Genomic DNA, 17,335 nt, shown 5'->3' on the forward strand with positions numbered 1-17,335 from the left:
AGGCGCGGCGTGCAGACCACCCGTCTGAAGCGGGCGGGTCTCGATACGTCCCTGCGGGGCTACTCGACCAGCGTGCTCGGGCGCACGAGGGTCGGGATGGCACGGCGCTCGATACGCCCCTGCGGGGCAGGCTACGGGCGGACGAGCGTCTTGATGGCGCGGCGCTCGTCCATGGCGGCGTACGCCTCCGCGATCTCGTCGAGGGGCAGCTCGAGGTCGAAGACGAGGCCCGGCTCGATCGCGCCGCTCAGCACGTCGGGGAGGAGCTCGGCCATGTAGCCGCGGACGGGCGCGACGCCTCCGTTGACGCCGACGTTCGAGCCGAACATCTGGCGCACGGGCAGCTCGGGGCCGCCGTTGGGGACGCCGACGTAGCCGACCATGCCGCCGGGGCGGGCGGAGTCGAGGGCCTGCTGCATCGACTCCTTGGTGCCGACGCACTCGAGGACGCAGTCGGCGCCGATGCCGCCGGTGAGCTCGCGGACGGCCGCGACGCCCTCGTCGCCGCGGGTGTCGACGATGTGGGTCGCTCCGAAGCGCGTGGCGAGGGCCTGCCGGGAGGCGTGCCGCGACATCGCGATGATCGTGGTCGCGCCGAGGCGCTTCGCGGCGAGCACGGCGCAGAGGCCGACCGCTCCGTCGCCGACGACCGCGACGGTCGAGCCCGCCGAGACTCCGGCCGAGACGGCGGCGTGGTGACCGGTGCCCATCACGTCGGCGAGCGTCAGCAGGCTGGGGATGAGGGCCGGGTCGGGATCGGTCCCGACGCGGAAGAGCGTGCCGTCGGCGAGCGGAACGCGCACCTTCTCGCCCTGTGCGCCGTCGGCGAAGCCCTGCTCGCCGACCTCGGTGCCCCACCAGCCGCCGGTCAGGCACGAGGTGGAGACGCCGTTGGCGCAGTTGGCGCAGGTGCCGTCGCAGATGTAGAACGGCGCGATGACGAAGTCGCCCGGGGCGATGTCGTGCACGTCGTCGCCGACCGACTCGACGACTCCGACGAACTCGTGGCCGATGCGGTGCGCCTCCTTCGTCGGGGTCACGCCGCGATAGGGCCACAGGTCGGAGCCGCAGACGCACGCCGCCGTGACGCGCACGATCGCGTCGCGCCCGGTCGAGAGCACGGGGTCGGGGACCTCCTCGAGTCGGATGTCGCGCTCGCCGTGGATGAGTGTTGCTCGCATGGGGACTCCCTGGTCGGAGAGGTGGATGGGGTGCCTCCACGCTACGCCGGAGGGGCGACGGACGAGGGCGGGGCTGCGGCGGCGCTCACGGGGGCGCCTCCTCCCAGCCGTCGCTGCCGACGACGACGTGCGCGAGGAAGCGCAGGCCGCACGCCTCCGCCCCCTCGATCAGGGCGCGGGTCGCCGCGCGGTCGGACGGCAGCACGTGGGCTTCGCCCGGGTGCGAGTGCGCGAGCGCGACGGTGGCGGCGCCCCGCGCGAGGACCTCGGCGAGCACGCCGGAGACGGGGAGGTCGGCGTGCGCGGGCGGCCCGTCGGCGAGGGTCAGCACGTCGCGCACGGCGCCGGCCTCGGTGAGCGCGACGGCGAGGACCGTCTCGGCGGGGCGGGCGGCGAGAAGGGGCGTCACGAGGGCGGCGAGGGTCGCGGCGTCGAGGACGCGGGCGGTGCGGCCGACGCGGTTCATCCTCCGCCGCAGCTCGAAGGAGGCGACGATGCGGCAGGCGGCGACCTCGCCGATGCCGCGATGACGGACGAGATCGGCGACCCCGGCCCGCGAGACAGCGTCGATGCCGCCGAAGCGCGCGAGGAGCTGCTGGGCGACGACGGTCGCGTTGGCCCCTCTGACGCCGGTGCCGATCAGGATCGCGAGGGTCTCCGCGTCGGTCAGCGATGCGGCTCCGTGGGCGCGCAGCCGCTCGCGCGGGCGCTGCTCGGGAGCGAGATCGGCCATGCGGGGACTCGCGGGCGGCACGGGAGGAGGAGGCATGGGCGCGACGCTACCGACCCGCGCTCCCCGCCGATCCGCGGATCCTCGCAGCTGTGGACGGATCGCCTCCTCCCCCGCCCTGTGGAGGAGCGCCGCCCCGTCGAGTCCGCAGGAGCGCCGAGTACTCGAAAGTTGCGGTAGTCGAGCGCGACTACCGCAACTTCTGAGGAACGGGCGGAGCCGGCGGCCTACGCCGCGGCGGCCAGCCCGGCCGACACCGTGAGCGCGTCGCCGTCGTCGGCGACCTCGACCAGCACCACGTCGCCGTCGCGGATCGAGCCGTCGAGCAGCGCCGTCGCCAGCTTGTCGTCGATCTCGTGCTGCATCAGGCGGCGCAGCGGCCTCGCCCCGTACTGCGGGTCATAGCCGCGCTCGGCCAGCCACCCGCGCGCGGCGGGCGTCACCGCGAGCTCGAGCCGCCGCTCCCCCAGGCGGCGCGAGAGCCGGTCGACGTAGAGCGACACGATCTCGCCGAGCTCTGTGCGGTCGAGCGCCTGGAAGATCACGATGTCGTCGAGGCGGTTCACGAACTCGGGCTTGAAGGCCTGGCGCACCATCTGCTGCACCGCCTCCTCCTTCTGCGACCGCGACAGGTTCGGGTCGATCAGGAACTGCGAGCCGAGGTTCGAGGTGAGGATCAGGATCGTGTTGCGGAAGTCGACCGTCCGCCCCTGCCCGTCCGTCAGCCGGCCGTCGTCGAGCACCTGCAGCAGGATGTCGAACACCTCGGGGTGCGCCTTCTCGACCTCGTCGAGCAGCACCACCGAGTACGGGCGGCGCCGCACCGCCTCCGTCAGCTGACCGCCCTGCTCGTAGCCGATGTAGCCGGGAGGCGCGCCCACGAGCCGCGAGACGGCGAACTTCTCGCCGTACTCGGACATGTCGATGCGCACCATCGCCTTCTCGTCGTCGAAGAGGTGGTCGGCGAGCGCCTTCGCCAGCTCGGTCTTGCCGACGCCGGTGGGCCCCAGGAAGAGGAAGGAGCCGGTGGGCCGGTCGGGGTCGGAGATGCCCGCGCGGGTGCGGCGGACCGCATCCGACACCGCTGACACCGCCTCGTTCTGCCCGATCAGGCGGCGGTGCAGCTCGGTCTCGAGGTGCAGCAGCTTCTCGGTCTCGCCCTGCAGGAGGCGGCCGACGGGGATGCCGGTCCACGCGGCGATGACGGCGGCGATGTCATCGGCCGTCACCTGCTCGTTGACCATGCGGCCCTCGACGGGCTCCTCCTCCTTCTCGGCGGCGGCGAGCTCGCGCTCGATCACCGGGATGTCGCCGTAGAGCAGACGGGAGGCGCGCTCGAGCTTGCCCTCGCGCTGGGCGCGCTCGGCCTCGATCCGCAGGGCGTCGAGCTTGTTCTTGAGGTCGCCGACGCGGTTGAGGGAGGCGCGCTCGCGCTCCCAGCGCTGCTGCAGCTCGTCGAGCTGGGCGCCGCGGCGGGCGAGATCCTCGCGCAGCTTCTCGAGTCGCGCCTTCGAGGCCTCGTCCTTCTCCTTCTTCAGCGCGAGCTCCTCGAGCTTCAGCCGGTCGACGGAGCGGCGCAGCTCGTCGATCTCGACCGGTGCGGAGTCGATCTCCATCCGCAGACGCGACGCGGCCTCGTCGATGAGGTCGATGGCCTTGTCGGGCAGCTGGCGGGCGGTGATGTAGCGGTTCGAGAGCGACGCGGCGGCCACGAGCGCGGCATCCGCGATGGCGACCTTGTGGTGCGCCTCGTAGCGCTCCTTGAGCCCGCGGAGGATCGCGACCGTGTCCTCGACGGTCGGCTCGCCGACGAACACCTGCTGGAACCGGCGCTCGAGGGCCGCGTCCTTCTCGATGTACTGGCGGTACTCGTCGAGGGTGGTCGCGCCGATCATCCGCAGCTCACCGCGCGCCAGCATCGGCTTGAGCATGTTCGCCGCCGCGACCGAGCCGTCGCCGCCGCCCGCGCCCATCAGGGTGTGCAGCTCGTCGATGAAGGTGATGATGCGGCCGTCGGAGTCGTTGATCTCCTTCAGGACGGCCTTGAGGCGCTCCTCGAACTCGCCGCGGTACTTCGCGCCGGCGATCAGCGCCGAGAGGTCGAGGCTGACGAGGCGCTTGTCCTTCAGGCTGTCGGCGACGTCGCCCGCCACGATCCGCTGGGCGAGGCCCTCGACGACGGCCGTCTTGCCGACGCCGGGCTCGCCGATGAGGACGGGGTTGTTCTTGGTGCGGCGCGTGAGCACCTGGCTGACGCGCCGGATCTCGGCGTCGCGACCGATGACCGGGTCGAGCTTGCCGCTCGCCGCGATCGCCGTGAGGTCGACGCCGTACTGCTCGAGGGCGGACTGCTCGCCCTGCTGACCGGCCTGCATCTGGTGATCTCCTCCGTGGTGATCGAAAGTTGAGTTCGACTGACTCAACTTTACCGCGCGTGGCTGTATTCCCGGGCGGAGACGCGATTCCCGCCGGTGCGCACTCAGGCCGTGCGGAGCTCGCCGCCGCGGAGCGTGCGCAGCGCCTCGCGGAGGACCACGCGGAGTCGCGGCTCGCCGATCCCGGTGAGCGCGGCGATCTCTGGCTGCGTGTAGCGGCCGGCTGCGGCGAGGAGGAGGAGCTCGCGGTCGGGGCAGCTCAGGCCGAGCACGTCGTCGCCGAGCGGGCGGCGGGCGAGGCCGCGCGCCGAGCCGAGCGTCTCGCAGAGCACCTCGAGCAGCCAGAGCACGGGCCGATCGGAGGCGGCGCCGTCTCGAGCGCGCCGCCAGACCTCGGTGAACGCCTCGGTGCAGAGCCGGTCCCGAACGGTGGGGTCGGTGTGCACGGTCGCGACGGAGGCGGCGAACAGAGGAGCGAAGCGGTCGTAGAGCTCGGCGAACGCGGCTCGGTCGCCCGAGGCCACGGCCCGGAGGAGGCGCGACGCCTCCTCGACCGGTGCCGGGCAGCTCTGCCCGTCGATCTCTGCACTCACCTGCTCAGCGTGTCACCGCGACGAGGACGGCGGGACCGCTTGCGCAGATCGACGGACCCGAGTAGCACCCGCGATCGGGGGTCGCGGCCGAGACTCCGCGTCGATCCGCGTGCACAACCGAGGAGGAGAGGAGTCGAATCGGCGCTGCGGGGCCGATCGCCCGCCTCCGCCTCGGTTCTGCACGCCGGAGAGGTCAGAGGCGCGGCCAGCGCGCCCGCGCGAAGCAGAACACGCCGTACGCGATCAGTCCGACCGCGACTCCGCTGAGCAGCGGCACCCCGAACGGCAGCTCGACGAGCGACTTCAGCGCCTCGTCGAGCCCGCCCGCCTGGGACGGGTCGTGCTGCACCGCGGCGAGGATGACGAGCACCCCGAGGACCGCGAGGACGACGCCCTTCGCCGCGTAGCCGACGATGCCGAGCCAGGTGACGACCGTGCCGGTCGTGCCCGCAGGCGTCGCGATGTTCTTCAGGAACCTCTTGGTGACTCCGCGGTACACGAAGACGCCGCCCACGACGAGGATCGCGAGTCCCACGATCACGAGGAGCACCACGCCGCCCGGCGCCTGGAGCACCTGCGCGCTCGCGCTCTCGGACGACTGCGACGAGCTCGAGCTGCCGCCCATCGCGAAGCGGAGGGTCGTGACGCCCAGCGCGGCGTAGACGATCGCCTTGGCCGCCTCCTTCGCGCGCTTGCCCCAGGTCTCGGCGGCGCTGTCGCCGGGCGAGACGAGGAAGACCTCGAGGACGCCCCACAGAGCGAGTCCGAGGAGGCCGATGGCGCAGACCCACAGCACGACGACTCCGCCCGGCTGCGCGGCGAGGGCGCTGAGGGCGCCGGTCTGGTCGGCCTCGCCGCCGCCTCCGCGCGCGACTCCGAGCGCGATGCCTCCGATGAGGAGGTGCACGAGTCCGTTCGCGGCGAAGCCGAAGCGCGCCAGTGTGCGCACCGCCGTCGAGTCCTGCGCCTCGTTCGCCGTGCGCTTGGCCTGATGTCCCGCCTGAGTATTCACAGGCTGGACCGTATCCGTTTCCACATCCCCGCACAGCCCCCTTGCACCCCGTGCTCAGCGCTGTGCGGCGGATGCGGCGCCACCCGGGCACCGGTGGTCACCGGGTTGTCCACACCTCTCCACAGGGTTATCCACACCTGTGGACGGGGGTAGCAAGGCGCACCGGGGGAACCCTGCACCGCTGAGGGAGCCGACCCGCGCGGGCGGCCTGGTCGGCCCGGGGTTCCCTCGCCGCCGAGCCTGCGGCCGGCCCGGCTCAGACGTCGACGGCGTGGACCAGGCCGTCCTGCACGCTGCCCAGCCAGTCGTAGACGCTGCGGATCGCGGCGGCGCTCTCACCCTCGGGCTCGACGTCGTCGGTGTCGACGATGCCGAGGCGCACCGCGAGGGCGAGCCGCATGTCGGTGAGCGCGCGGAGCCAGGAGAGGGCCGGGCCGGGCTCGAGCCGGACGGCGACCTCGCCGAGCCCGGTGAAGATCCGACCGTGCCCCGAGCCGTCGCCGGCGTCGAGCGCCGCGGTGATCGCGCGCGCGTCGTCCATCTTGCGGCCGGCCAGGTCGGCGCCGGTGAAGCGGCGGAACTCCGCCGCCGCCTCGGCGTCGTCGCGGTAGGCGTCGGGCAGCAGCCGGGCGAGTGCCGGGTCGGAGCGCGCCTCCTCAGAGGTGGCGCCGCGGTCGAGCAGCTCGAGCATCTCGCCGGCGAGGTGGCGGAGGATGCCCGCCTCCTCGCGGTCGAAGCGGGCGACGGCGGCACCGGAGGAGTCGCGGCGGAACGCGCGCATCAGACTCCGCCGTTCACTGCGCGTCGGCCGCTCACGCGTCGGCCCTCTGCAGCGTCGCCCACAGGCCGTAGCCGTGCATCGCCTCCACGTGCCGCTCCATCTCCTCGCGGTTGCCGGTCGCGACGACCGCGCGACCCTCCGTGTGCACCTGCAGCATGAGCCGCTCGGCCTCGGCGCGGCCGAAGCCGAAGTAGCTGCGGAAGACGTAGGACACGTACGACATCAGGTTGACCGGGTCGTCCCAGACGAGCACGATCCACGGCACCTCGGCCGCGGAGCGGGTCCCCACGCGCTCGTCGGGGCGCTCGATCGTGTCAGCCATCCCGTCCAGCCTAGGTCTGCGCGCGGTCACCCCCGGCGAGACTCCACGAGTCGTCATGCCCGCCGATCCGCCCGCCCACTCCTCGAAAGTCGCGGTAGTCGAGCGCGACTACCGCGACTTTCGCGGAATCGGGGCGGGCGGGGAGCGCGGGCGGCGTCAGGCCGAGAGCTTCGGCAGCACCTCGCGGGCGAAGAAGTCGACGTGGTCGAGGTCGCGCAGGTCCATGAACTGCAGGTAGACCCGCTCGGCGCCGGCCTCGCGGAGCGACTCGAGGCGGTCGACCGTCTCGTCGACGCCGCCCGCGATGCCGTGCTCGCGCAGCTCGGCCGGCTCGCGGCCGATCGCCGCGGCACGGCGCGTGAACTCGGCCTCGTCGCCTCCGCCGACCGCGATGAGCGCGACCGAGTGCACGAGGGAGGAGGGCTCGCGCCCGATCTCGCGGCAGGCGTCGTCGACGCGCGCGAAGGCCCCCGGGATCGCGTCGAACTCGGGGAACGGCAGGTTGAACTCGCTGGCGAAGCCGGCCGCGAGGGCCGGCGTGCGCTTGGGTCCGCCTCCGCCGACGATGACCGGCAGCGGGAGACGCACCGGCTTGGGCAGCGCCGGCGAGTCGGTCAGCGTGTAGTGCTCGCCCGCGAACGAGTAGCGCTCGCCGACCGGAGTCGACCAGAGGCCGGTGACGATCTCGAGCTGCTCCTCGAGCAGGTCGAAGCGGCGCGACGGGAACGGGATGCCGTACGCGGCGTGCTCCTCCTCGAACCAGCCGGTGCCGAGTCCGAGCTCGACGCGTCCGCCCGACATCGCGTCGACCTGGGCGACCTGGATCGCGAGGATACCCGGCGGGCGGTAGGTGACGGAGGAGACCAGGGTGCCGAGCGCGATCCGCTCGGTCTCGCGCGCGAGGCCCGCGAGGCTCGTCCAGGCGTCGGTCGGGCCGTAGCCGGGGTCGCCGTCGCCCATCCGGAGGTAGTGGTCGGAGCGGAAGAAGCCGTCGTAGCCGAGCGACTCGGTCGCCTGCGCGATGGCGAGGAGGTCGTCGTAGCTCGCGCCCTGCTGGGGTTCGGTGAAGACTCTGAACTGCATCGCTCCAGCCTGCCGCACGGCGGGCGGGTTCGGGGCGGCGGCTCGGCGCGACTGCGTCCGCTCCGTGTGCGATCTCTAGAAGGCGCGCGTGCGATCTGCAGGAGGCGCGCGTGCGATTCGCAGGCGATCGCGCGGATGTGGTCGATCCTGCGTGCATCCGACCGCCGCTCCGCGGGGATCGCCTGCAGACCGCACGACCGCCTGCAGACCGCACCGTCGCCGCGCCGGGTCGAGGTCGGCGGCGATCGGCGCGTACCTTCTGAACGGGACGAGCCGCAGACCCTCGCGCCCCAGGAGGCCTCCGCATGACCACGCCGCTCCGCTTCAACGCGTTCGTGATGAACACCCCCTCGCACACCCACCACGGTCAGTGGCGGCGACCGGAGGCGCGCCACGAGTCGTTCGAGGACCTCTCGTACTGGGTCGAGATCGCGCAGACGCTCGAGCGCGGCGTCTTCGACGCGATCTTCTTCGCCGACGTCGTCGGCACCTACGGCCCGGTCGGCGCCTCGCTCGAGGTGAACGCGCGCGAGGGGCTGCAGCTCCCCAACAACGACCCGTCGATCCTGCTCGCCGCGCTGATCGGCTCGACCGAGCACCTCGGCCTCGCGATGACGAGCTCGATCCTGCAGGCGCACCCGTTCGAGTTCGCCCGGCGGATGTCGACCCTCGACCACCTGTCGAAGGGCCGCGTCGCCTGGAACATCGTCACCAGCTACCAGGAGAACGCCGCCCGCAACTTCGGGCTCGGCCGCCTGACCGAGCACGACGCGCGCTACGCGCAGGCCGAGGAGTACCTCGACGTCGTCTACAAGCTCTGGGAGGGGTCGTGGGACGACGACGCGTCCTCGCGCGACAAGTCCGGCGCCTTCTCGCGCCCCGAGGCGATCCACCGGATCGACCACGTCGGCGAGCACTACCGCGTCGAGGGCCCCCACCTGTCGGCCCCGTCGCCGCAGCGCACGCCGTACCTCTTCCAGGCCGGCTCCTCTCCCGCGGGCCGCGCTTTCGCCGCGCGGCACGCCGAGGCGCAGTTCGTCGGCGGATCGACGATCGAGCAGACCCGCGAGCTGATCGCCTCGACGCGCGCGCTCACCGTGGCGGCGGGCCGGGACGCGGACGACGTGCTCTTCTTCGCTCCCCTCTCGATCATCGTCGGCAGCACCGAGCGGGAGGCCCGCGAGCGCGAGGCCGAGATCGACGCGCACACGAGCATCGAGGCGCACCTTCTGCACGCGGGGATGAGCGTCGACCAGGCCGACGGGCACCCGTTCCCGCCCGAGACGAGGCTCCGCGACATCACGACGAACGGCAACCGCAGCACGCTCGAGTCGATGATCCGCCTGCTGCCCGACCGCGACGCGACGGTCGCCGATCTCGGGCGTCTCGCCGTCAAGCGGCACCCGCGCCTGGTCGGCACTCCCGACCAGGTCGCCGACGGGCTCGCCGAGCTGCGCGACGCCGGCGTCGACGGGATCAACCTCACGCACTGGACGCTGCCCGGCACCTACGTCGACATCGTCGACCACCTGATGCCGGTGCTGCAGGCGCGCGGGCTGGCGCGCTCGCACTACGAGCCCGGCGGGCTGCGCGAGCGCCTCACCGGCTCGCCGCGCGTGAGCCCGCGGCACCCGGCTGCCCGCTACCGCGGCGCCTTCCGCGCCTGACCGGCCCCTCCATTCCTCACAAGTTGCGGTAGTCGCGCTCGACTACCGCAACTTCTGAGGAATCGCGGGCTACTGCGTGTTGGTGAAGATGGCGTCCTGGTAGTCGAAGCTCGGGCTGAGCTGCATGACGATGCTCGCCGGATCCGTGAGCGAGTACGCCTCCTTCCACGTGACCGTGCCGCCGGGCAGGATCACGGTCGAGGGGCTCGTGCTGATGTCGCCGGCCACACCGTCGGTGTCGAAGATGCGCGACGCCTCCACTCCGCCCGAGGAGACGTCGGCGTAGGTGAAGGGGTCGAGGTTCTGGGCGGAGCCGTTCGTGATGGTGAGGGTGAAGACGACGTTCACCGCCTGGTCGGCGCCGGCCGCGTACTCCGTGGGCGTGAACTCGGCGGGCGCCGAGACCGAGAGGGTGACACCGTCGGTGTAGGTGAAGGTCTCGCCGAAGCCGACGGTCAGGTCGTCGGTGGCGGCGGGAGGCGCCTCCTCGGCGGGCTCCTCGTCGAGCGGCAGCGGCTCGGCGGTCGCCGACGTGGAGGGCGCGGAGAAGTCGCTGCTGTCGAAGTCGTCCAGAGTGCTCGCGAGCTGCACGACGGCGACGATCGTGACGACGACCGCGATCAGGAAGCCGAGGACGCTCAGCACGAGGCCGGTGATCGAGAAGCCGCGCGGCGCCTTGCGGCGCACGAGCGCGATGATGCCGACGACCACTCCGGCGATCGCGACGGGGAAGGCGAGCCCGAACACGAGCGGCAGCACGGCCAGTACGACGGAGACGATGCCGAGCACCAGCGCGGTGATCGCGAGTCCGCTGCGCGCCGGAGCCGGCGGCGATCCGTACGCCGGGAGCGGCGCGTCGTTCGGCTCGGGAGCGGGCTGAGCAGGCGGGGCGGGGGGCGGCGGCATCGACATGCCGTCAGTATGCCAGCGCTGGGAAACCCCTGAGGGTGTCGCTCCCGGTGCTGGTGATCGGACCTTCCACGGGGCTCTTCCGCTCGACCGCGCCCGCGGGAACGGGCGCGGGGCCGGTCAGCTGGGCGACGGAACGGCGGGCATCTCCTCGGGGTCGTCGTCGTCCGCGGTGCCCGGAGTCTCGGCCTCGTCGATCTCGGCCGGGTCCTCCGGCGGCACCGGCAGGGAGTCGCCGTCGGGGCGGGTGGTGTCGGTGACGTCCTCGGGGGCGTCGAATCCGAAGCTGCTCATGGTCGCCTCTCCGCAGCGCGCCGGGGAGGCGTCGCCGCTGTCGGCAGCCTAGGTCGCGCATCCGGAGCGGTCAGGGCCTTGACGGCGGCCGGCCCGCAGCGCCGACCTCGGGCTCGCAGGATCCCGTTCGGCTCGCAGGACTCGACCCACACAGCACCTTGGGCTCGCAGAATCAGGCCGGGCTCGTCAGAACCGCGGGATTCCGCGAGCCGAACCCGGTTCGACGAGCCGAAAGTCACTCCACGCCGGGCCCGGCTCGCAGAACCATGTCCGGCTCGCCAGAACCGCCGAATCCCGCGAGCCGAACCCGATCTCGCGAGCCGGACGTCGGACGGCGCCCGCGCCCGGCTCGCAGAATCCCATTCGGCACGTCAGAAGCGTCGAATCCTGCGAGCCGGACCCGGTTGCGCGAGCCGAACCCGGTTCCGCGAGCCGGAGGTCGCGCCCCGGCGCCTCAGTGCACGTACTCCAGCAGGTCGACGCCGAGCGTCCGCATGCCCTCGAGGACGGCGAGGCGGTAGTGCAGGTTCGTGTCGTCGAACTGCGTGACGACCGCGTACGAGACTCCGGCCCGCGGGCCGCGCAGCACGCCCACCTCGGCGCGGACGCCGACGTCGGTGCCGGTCGTGTTGACGAGCAGGACGCCGTGGTCGGGCTGGCGGTGCGACAGCGGGTCGAGGCCGAACGCCGAGGCCACCATCGAGAGGTCGTTGTTGAGCGAGAGCCAGCCGATCACCCGCGAGCTGACGGCGGCGTCGACGACCTCGCCGTTGGCGAGGGTCGCGAGCAGCCAGGTGAGCTCGCGCGCCGAGCCGATCGAGAGCTGCGGGGCGTCGTCGGGGCCGCGCTCGTCGCGCACGACGTCGAGCAGCGCGGTCCGCGAGAGGCCGAGCGACTCGGCGCGCTCGCGCACGGCGTCGAGGCCGACCCGGCGGAGGAGCACGTTGGTCGCGAGGTTGTCGTTCGTGGCGCCCACGAACGCGGCGAGGTCGGCGACCGGCATCGAGGGGATCTGCAGGTGCTGCCAGAGGCCCGCCTCGGCGACGGCGTCGACGGCCGTGCGGTCGACGAGGCGGAGGTTCTCCTGCGGCTCGTTCGCGAGCCGCGCGGCGACCTCGATCAGCAGCAGCACCGTGCCGACGCCCGCCGTGGGCATCGAGACGGAGTCGTCGACGGCGAACAGGGTGCGGCCGGTCGCCAGGTCGACGGCGCGGGCCGAGACCACGACTCCGTCGATCGCGAGTCGGCCGAGCGCGTCGAAGCCGCTCTGGAAGTTGTCGTGCTCGTGCGAGCCCTTGTGACGCCCTCGGCGGGCGCGCCGGTTCTCGCGGCGGGTCTCGGGGGTGGGGATCACCACGGGTACGGCCCCTCTACGGGTCGATGGAGCGGACGTGCGGAGGGAGGGACCGTGGTCCGTCGACGCGCCGCGGCGGCGCGCGATGAACGGACGAGCCCGGGGGCATCGGTCGGCTCTCGATGCCCGGGGTGCCTCGTCCGCGGTGCGGGAAGGCAGTCGCCGGTGACTACCAGATGACGACGCGCTCGCTCGGCGGGAGCCAGAGGGAGTCGTCTTCGGTGACGTCAAAAGTAGCGTAGAAGTCGTCGATGTTGCGGACGATCTGGTTGCAGCGGAACTCGGCCGGAGCGTGCGGATCGATGGCGAGGAGGCGGATCGTCTCCTCGTCGCGGGACTTCTGCTGCCAGGCCTGCGCCCACGACAGGAAGAAGCGCTGGGCGCCGGTCAGACCGTCGATCACGGGCGGCTCCTCGCCGTCGAGCGAGAGCAGGTACGCCTTCCACGCGATGCTCAGGCCGCCGAGGTCGCCGATGTTCTCGCCGATCGTCAGGGCGCCGTTGACGTGGTGCCCGGGAGTCGTGGCGGGCGCGAGCGCGTCGTACTGCGCGATCAGCGCTCCGGTGCGCTCCTCGAAGGCGGCGCGGTCGTCGGCCGTCCACCAGTCGGTCAGGCGGCCGTCGCCGTCGAAGCGCGAGCCCTGGTCGTCGAAGCCGTGCCCGATCTCGTGGCCGATGACGGCTCCGATCGCCCCGTAGTTGGCGGCGGAGTCGCGGGACTCGTCGAAGAAGGGGAACTGCAGGATCGCCGCGGGGAACACGATCTCGTTGAAGCCCGGGTTGTAGTACGCGTTGATCGTCTGCGGCGTCATGAACCACTCGTCGCGGTCGAGCGGGCGCCCGATCTTGCCGAGCTCGCGGTCGAACTCGAACGCGGCGACGCGGCGGGCGTTGCCGACGAGGTCGGCCGGATCGATCGAGAGCGCCGAGTAGTCGCGCCAGCGGACGGGGTAGCCGATCTTGGGGGTGAACTTGGCGAGCTTCTCGAGCGCGTGCTCGCGGGTCTCGGCGCCCATCCAGTCGAGGTCGACGATCGAGCGGCGGTAGGCCTCGATGAGGTTCTCGACGAGGACGTCCATCGCCGCCTTGGCGCTCTCGGGGAAGTGGCGCTCGACGTAGATGCGGCCGACCGCCTCGCCGAGGGAGCCCTCGACGAGCGAGACGCCGCGCTTCCAGCGCTCGCGCTTCTGCGGGGTGCCGGTGAGGGTGCGGCCGTAGAAGTCGAAGTTGGCGTCGACGAAGTCGCTCGAGAGGTAGGCGGCCGCTCCGCGGACGACCTGCCACGAGAGCCAGTCGCGCCACGCGGGCAGGCGGTCGTCGGTCAGGAGCCCCGCGAGACCCTGGAGGAAGCTCGGCTGGCGGACGACGACCTCGGCGAGCGCTCCCTCCGGAGCGCCCATCGCGGTGAGCCAGACGCCCAGGTCGATGCCGGCGGCGAGCTCGTCGACCTCGGCCCAGGTGCGGAGGTTGTAGGTGGCCTGGCTGTCGCGGCTGCGCACCTTGTCCCAGTGCACGGACGCGATGTCGGTCTCGAGCTCGACGATCCGCTTCGCGCGGCCCTCTGCCGCGTCGACGCCGGCGAGCTCGAGCATGCGGGTGACGAAGGGGAGGTAGGCCTCGCGGACGGAGGCGAACTCGTCGTCGCGGTAGTAGCTCTCGTCCGGCAGGCCGAGGCCGCCCTGGTTGACGAAGACGAGGTAGCGCTCGGGGCTGCCCGGGTCGTTGTCGACGAAGAGGCCGAAGAGGCCGGGGACTCCCGAGCGCTCGAGCTGCCCGACGGTGGCGAGCAGGCCGGTGATCGAGTCGACGCGCTGCACGGTCGCGAGGTCGTCGGCGATCGGCGTCGCGCCCAGCTCCTCGGCGCGGGCCTCGTCCAGGAAGGAGGCGTACAGGTCGCCGAACAGGCGCTCCTGCGTGCCGTGGTGCGCGGTCTGCGCCTCGACGATGATGTCGCGGACGGCCTTCTCGGCCTCCTCCTGCAGGACGTGGAAGGAGCCGTAGCGGGCCTTGTCGCTCGGGATCTCGGTGCGGTCGATCCAGAGGCCGTTGACGTACCGGTACAGGTCGTCCTGCGGGCGCGTCGCCGGGTCGAGTTCGGAGAGGTCGATACCGGAGCGAGGCGTCGTCGAGGTCATGCGCACAGCCTACGTCGGGCCTCGGACACCGGGCTCGGGAGTCGGCGCGAGTGGCGCCTCCGGCCCCTGGAAACGCGTCCGGCTCGCGGGAATCGGGGATTCCTGCGAGCCGGACGCGGTCTCACGAGCCGGAGGTCGTCCGGGCGTGTGGCGGGGTCAGGAGACCGGGACGATGAGGCCGTCCCAGGTCTCGGTGAGGTGGTCCTTCGTGCGCTGGTCGGTGAGGAGGCCGTAGAGCGCCTCGATGCGCGGGTCGTCCTCGAGGTCGGGCGTCGTCGCGAGGATGTTGTAGTAGGTGCTGTCGGTGCCCTCGATGAGGATCGACTGGTCCTCGGTGAGGCCGGCCGGCAGCGCGAAGGTCGCGGTCACGAAGACGGCGTCCTGGTCGGGCAGCGCGAGGGCGAGCGACGCGTTCTCGATCTCGGTGAACTCGAGGTCGCGCGGGTTCGAGGTGATCCCCTGCAGGTTGGTCACGTCGTCGTCGACCTCGATGATGCCCTCCGAGGCGAGCAGCTTGAGCGCGCGTCCCTCGTTCGTCGGGTCGTTCGGGATCGCGACCGTCGCGCCGTCCTCGAGGTCGTCGAGGCTCTCGAGCGACTCGGAGTAGAAGGCCGCGGCCGGCAGGTAGACCTCGCCGGCGCTCACCAGGTCGCCGCCGGCCTGCGAGTTGTAGGTCTCGAGGAACGTCGCGTTCTGGAAGAGGTTCGCGTCGGTGCTGCCGTCGGACAGCGCCGGGTTCGGCGTGTTGTAGTCGCTGAACTCGACGAACTCGATGTCGAGCCCCGCCTCCTCGGCGAGGTTCTCGTCGACCCAGGTCAGCAGATCGCCGGCGGGCGTCGCGAGGGCGCCGACCCTGATCGTGCCGAGGTCGCCGGAGTCGGAGCCCGACCCGGCTCCGGCGGAACCGGAGTCGGAGGAGCAGGCGGCGAGGCCGACGAGGAGGGTGCCCGCGGCCGCGAGGGCGCCGAGTCGGACGAGCGGGGTGCGGAAGGAGGTGCGGTTCATGGGTCTTCTCTCGTTGCTGCGGGAGGTGCGGTGGGAGGGGAGGGGGTCAGGCGCGCGGGTCGCGGCCGTCCGCCTCGAGAGCGGCGATGGCCCGCTCGGGCTTCGCGCGCCGGTCGTGGCCGACGAGGCGCGCGGCGAGCGTCGCGAGGGCCTGCACGATCTGGACGATGACGAAGAGGACGACGATGACCGCGACGATGTGGATCCAGCTGTAGCGCTGGTAGCCGTAGGTGAGGGCGACGTTGCCCAGCCCGCCGCCCCCGACCACGCCGACCATCGCCGAGAAGTTGATGATCGAGGTGATCGTCGTCGACAGGCCCAGCACGATGGCCGGCCGCGCCTCGGTGAGCAGAACCCGCCGCACCAGCTGCCAGCGCGAGGCGCCCAGCGAGGACGCGGCCTCGTAGAGCCCTGGGTCCACCTCCTTGAGCGCGATCTCGACCATCCGCGCGAAGAACGGGATCGCGATGATCGCGAGCGGGACGATCGCGGCGGTCGAGCCGATGAACGTGCCGATGATGAGCCGGGTCAGCGGGATCAGCGCGATCATCAGCACGATGAACGGCACGGAGCGGCCGAGGTTGACCACGAAGCCCAGCACTCGGTTGATCGCGGAGCCGAGCGCCCGCGAGCCGCCGACGCGCTCGAGGAACCCGCCGCGCTCGGTGCCGACGAGGACGATGCCGAGCGGCAGGCCGACGAGGATCGTCACCAGCGTCGCGACGCCGACCATGTAGAGGGTCTCGCCGGTGCCCTTGAGCACGACCTCGAGCAGGTCGCTCCAGAAGGTGGGGGAGTCGACGTCGATCATGCGGGTCCTCCCCGGAGCCAGTCGACGGTGAGGCCCTGCGAGCGCAGGTCCTCGACGGCGCGGGCGACGGTGCCGCGGTCGCCGGGGAGCGCGAGGCGCGTGCGGCCGGCCTGGCTGCCTCCGATGGTCTCGATCACGGCCCCGAGGATCGACACGTCCATGCCGTAGCCGCGGGCGAGCTGCGCGATGACCGGGCGGTCGGCCGAGCCTCCCGAGAACGTGATGTCGATGATCGCCGAGCCGTCGTCCTCCGGGAGGGGGCCGAGCGGGAAGAGCTCGCGGGCGAGCGCCGAGCCGGGGGTCGACACGAGGCGGACGAGCTCGCCCTGCTCGAGGATCCGGCCCGACTCCATCAGGGCCGCGGAGTCGCAGATGCGCTTCACGACGTCCATCTCGTGGGTGATCAGCAGCACCGTCAGCCCGAGCTCGCGGTTGAGGCTGCGGAGCAGGTCGAGGATCGAGCGCGTCGTCTCGGGGTCGAGCGCGCTGGTGGCCTCGTCCGAGAGCAGTACCCGCGGGCGGCCGGCGAGGGCGCGGGCGATGCCGACGCGCTGCTTCTGTCCGCCCGAGAGCTGCGCGGGGAAGCCGCCCGCGAGCGAGGACAGGCCGACGAGGTCGAGCATCTCGGCGGCGCGGCGCGAGCGCTCGGCCCCGTGGACGCCGATGGTCTCGAGGGCGAACTCGACGTTCTGCTGCACGGTGCGGTTCGACAGCAGGTTGAAGTGCTGGAACACCATGCCGATGTCGTGGCGCGCGCGGCGCAGGGCGCGCTCGTCGAGATCGGTGAGGGTGACGCCTCCGACCTCGACCGTGCCGGCGTCGGGGCGCTCGAGCAGGTTGATCGCGCGGAGCAGCGTGCTCTTGCCGGCGCCGGACTGGCCGACGACGCCGAAGATCGTCCCCTCCTCGACGTGGAGGCTGACGTCGTCGAGGGCGCGGACAGCGCGTGAGCCGCCGAACGTCTTGGAGAGTCCGGTCGCGGTGATCACGGTCGGTGCTCCTGACGGACGGGGGATGTGCGGTCTCTCAGGCTACGGCGCGCCGAGGAGGCGTCGCGACGCGAGATGACGAAGTGTGACGCGCC

16 protein-coding genes are annotated in these 17,335 nt (G+C 72.2%); 1 reads left to right on the top strand and 15 read right to left on the bottom strand.

Annotated features, from left to right (window positions below; genetic code table 11):
* Nucleotides 1-131: 131 nt before the first annotated feature.
* The 8 genes from GRS92_RS10145 to GRS92_RS10180 form a co-directional block, all read right to left on the bottom strand.
* Nucleotides 132-1,181 carry a zinc-dependent alcohol dehydrogenase family protein gene (locus GRS92_RS10145; protein WP_159855864.1) on the bottom strand — a complete coding sequence of 350 codons (1,050 nt, stop codon included), beginning with the start codon at nucleotides 1,179-1,181 and terminating at the stop codon, nucleotides 132-134.
* 85 nt (nucleotides 1,182-1,266) lie between these two features.
* Nucleotides 1,267-1,950: a JAB domain-containing protein gene (locus tag GRS92_RS10150; RefSeq protein ID WP_159855866.1), complete on the bottom strand. Its 684-nt coding sequence runs from the start codon at nucleotides 1,948-1,950 to the stop codon at nucleotides 1,267-1,269.
* A 188-nt stretch (nucleotides 1,951-2,138) separates the two neighbouring features.
* The gene (locus GRS92_RS10155) at nucleotides 2,139-4,286 is read right to left on the bottom strand and encodes an ATP-dependent Clp protease ATP-binding subunit (protein WP_159855868.1); all 2,148 of its coding nucleotides are present in this window, start codon (nucleotides 4,284-4,286) and stop codon (nucleotides 2,139-2,141) included.
* A gap of 104 nt (nucleotides 4,287-4,390) precedes the next feature.
* The gene (locus GRS92_RS10160) at nucleotides 4,391-4,879 is read right to left on the bottom strand and encodes a hypothetical protein (protein ID WP_159855870.1); all 489 of its coding nucleotides are present in this window, start codon (nucleotides 4,877-4,879) and stop codon (nucleotides 4,391-4,393) included.
* A 193-nt stretch (nucleotides 4,880-5,072) separates the two neighbouring features.
* The gene (locus GRS92_RS10165) at nucleotides 5,073-5,891 is read right to left on the bottom strand and encodes a DUF1206 domain-containing protein (RefSeq protein ID WP_159855872.1); all 819 of its coding nucleotides are present in this window, start codon (nucleotides 5,889-5,891) and stop codon (nucleotides 5,073-5,075) included.
* A 256-nt stretch (nucleotides 5,892-6,147) separates the two neighbouring features.
* Complete coding sequence (locus GRS92_RS10170) at nucleotides 6,148-6,672, bottom strand: DUF2017 domain-containing protein (RefSeq protein WP_159855874.1); 525 nt, start codon at nucleotides 6,670-6,672, stop codon at nucleotides 6,148-6,150.
* Between the two features lie 31 nt (nucleotides 6,673-6,703).
* Complete coding sequence (gene clpS, locus GRS92_RS10175; protein ID WP_159855876.1) at nucleotides 6,704-6,994, bottom strand: ATP-dependent Clp protease adapter ClpS; 291 nt, start codon at nucleotides 6,992-6,994, stop codon at nucleotides 6,704-6,706.
* 156 nt (nucleotides 6,995-7,150) lie between these two features.
* On the bottom strand, nucleotides 7,151-8,077 hold the full coding sequence (locus GRS92_RS10180) for an LLM class F420-dependent oxidoreductase (RefSeq protein WP_159855878.1): 927 nt from the start codon (nucleotides 8,075-8,077) through the stop codon (nucleotides 7,151-7,153).
* 305 nt (nucleotides 8,078-8,382) lie between these two features.
* On the opposite strand from GRS92_RS10180, the gene GRS92_RS10185 reads away from it, so the two are divergent.
* Nucleotides 8,383-9,744, top strand: coding sequence for an NtaA/DmoA family FMN-dependent monooxygenase (locus GRS92_RS10185; protein ID WP_159855880.1), 1,362 nt, complete (start codon nucleotides 8,383-8,385; stop codon nucleotides 9,742-9,744).
* Nucleotides 9,745-9,813: 69 nt separating this feature from the next.
* Here the strand turns inward: GRS92_RS10185 and GRS92_RS10190 are convergent, their stop codons facing one another.
* The 7 genes from GRS92_RS10190 to GRS92_RS10220 all read right to left on the bottom strand — a co-directional run bounded on the left by GRS92_RS10190 (nucleotide 9,814) and on the right by GRS92_RS10220 (nucleotide 17,240).
* Nucleotides 9,814-10,656 (bottom strand): DUF4190 domain-containing protein, encoded by an 843-nt coding sequence (locus GRS92_RS10190; RefSeq protein ID WP_159855882.1) that lies wholly within the window; start codon nucleotides 10,654-10,656, stop codon nucleotides 9,814-9,816.
* A 117-nt stretch (nucleotides 10,657-10,773) separates the two neighbouring features.
* Nucleotides 10,774-10,947: a hypothetical protein gene (locus GRS92_RS10195; protein ID WP_159855884.1), complete on the bottom strand. Its 174-nt coding sequence runs from the start codon at nucleotides 10,945-10,947 to the stop codon at nucleotides 10,774-10,776.
* Nucleotides 10,948-11,401: 454 nt separating this feature from the next.
* A complete protein-coding gene (locus GRS92_RS10200) occupies nucleotides 11,402-12,304 on the bottom strand; it encodes a serine hydrolase (protein ID WP_159855886.1) in 903 nt (300 codons plus the stop codon).
* 166 nt (nucleotides 12,305-12,470) lie between these two features.
* The gene (locus GRS92_RS10205) at nucleotides 12,471-14,435 is read right to left on the bottom strand and encodes a M13 family metallopeptidase (RefSeq protein WP_159855888.1); all 1,965 of its coding nucleotides are present in this window, start codon (nucleotides 14,433-14,435) and stop codon (nucleotides 12,471-12,473) included.
* Between the two features lie 156 nt (nucleotides 14,436-14,591).
* Nucleotides 14,592-15,440 carry a MetQ/NlpA family ABC transporter substrate-binding protein gene (locus tag GRS92_RS10210; protein WP_159855890.1) on the bottom strand — a complete coding sequence of 283 codons (849 nt, stop codon included), beginning with the start codon at nucleotides 15,438-15,440 and terminating at the stop codon, nucleotides 14,592-14,594.
* Between the two features lie 46 nt (nucleotides 15,441-15,486).
* Nucleotides 15,487-16,251: a methionine ABC transporter permease gene (locus tag GRS92_RS10215; RefSeq protein ID WP_159855892.1), complete on the bottom strand. Its 765-nt coding sequence runs from the start codon at nucleotides 16,249-16,251 to the stop codon at nucleotides 15,487-15,489.
* Nucleotides 16,248-17,240, bottom strand: a complete 993-nt coding sequence (locus GRS92_RS10220) for a methionine ABC transporter ATP-binding protein (protein WP_159855894.1) — start codon at nucleotides 17,238-17,240, stop codon at nucleotides 16,248-16,250. Before GRS92_RS10220 ends, GRS92_RS10215 begins: the two co-directional genes overlap by 4 nt.
* Between the last annotated feature and the right edge of the window lie 95 nt (nucleotides 17,241-17,335).

This window comes from Rathayibacter sp. VKM Ac-2754 (genome assembly GCF_009807095.1).
Taxonomy (GTDB): Bacteria; Actinomycetota; Actinomycetes; order Actinomycetales; family Microbacteriaceae; genus Rathayibacter.

Excerpts from the sequence above, each read along its gene's own strand:
- GRS92_RS10145 (WP_159855864.1), bottom strand. The coding sequence starts at position 1,181 with ATGCGAGCAACACTCATCCACGGCGAGCGCGACATCCGACTCGAGGAG.
- GRS92_RS10150 (WP_159855866.1), bottom strand. The coding sequence starts at position 1,950 with ATGCCTCCTCCTCCCGTGCCGCCCGCGAGTCCCCGCATGGCCGATCTC.
- GRS92_RS10155 (WP_159855868.1), bottom strand. The coding sequence starts at position 4,286 with ATGCAGGCCGGTCAGCAGGGCGAGCAGTCCGCCCTCGAGCAGTACGGC.
- GRS92_RS10170 (WP_159855874.1), bottom strand. The coding sequence starts at position 6,672 with ATGCGCGCGTTCCGCCGCGACTCCTCCGGTGCCGCCGTCGCCCGCTTC.
- clpS (WP_159855876.1), bottom strand. The coding sequence starts at position 6,994 with ATGGCTGACACGATCGAGCGCCCCGACGAGCGCGTGGGGACCCGCTCC.
- GRS92_RS10180 (WP_159855878.1), bottom strand. The coding sequence starts at position 8,077 with ATGCAGTTCAGAGTCTTCACCGAACCCCAGCAGGGCGCGAGCTACGAC.
- GRS92_RS10185 (WP_159855880.1), top strand. The coding sequence starts at position 8,383 with ATGACCACGCCGCTCCGCTTCAACGCGTTCGTGATGAACACCCCCTCG.
- GRS92_RS10190 (WP_159855882.1), bottom strand. The coding sequence starts at position 10,656 with ATGTCGATGCCGCCGCCCCCCGCCCCGCCTGCTCAGCCCGCTCCCGAG.
- GRS92_RS10195 (WP_159855884.1), bottom strand. The coding sequence starts at position 10,947 with ATGAGCAGCTTCGGATTCGACGCCCCCGAGGACGTCACCGACACCACC.
- GRS92_RS10205 (WP_159855888.1), bottom strand. The coding sequence starts at position 14,435 with ATGACCTCGACGACGCCTCGCTCCGGTATCGACCTCTCCGAACTCGAC.
- GRS92_RS10210 (WP_159855890.1), bottom strand. The coding sequence starts at position 15,440 with ATGAACCGCACCTCCTTCCGCACCCCGCTCGTCCGACTCGGCGCCCTC.
- GRS92_RS10215 (WP_159855892.1), bottom strand. The coding sequence starts at position 16,251 with ATGATCGACGTCGACTCCCCCACCTTCTGGAGCGACCTGCTCGAGGTC.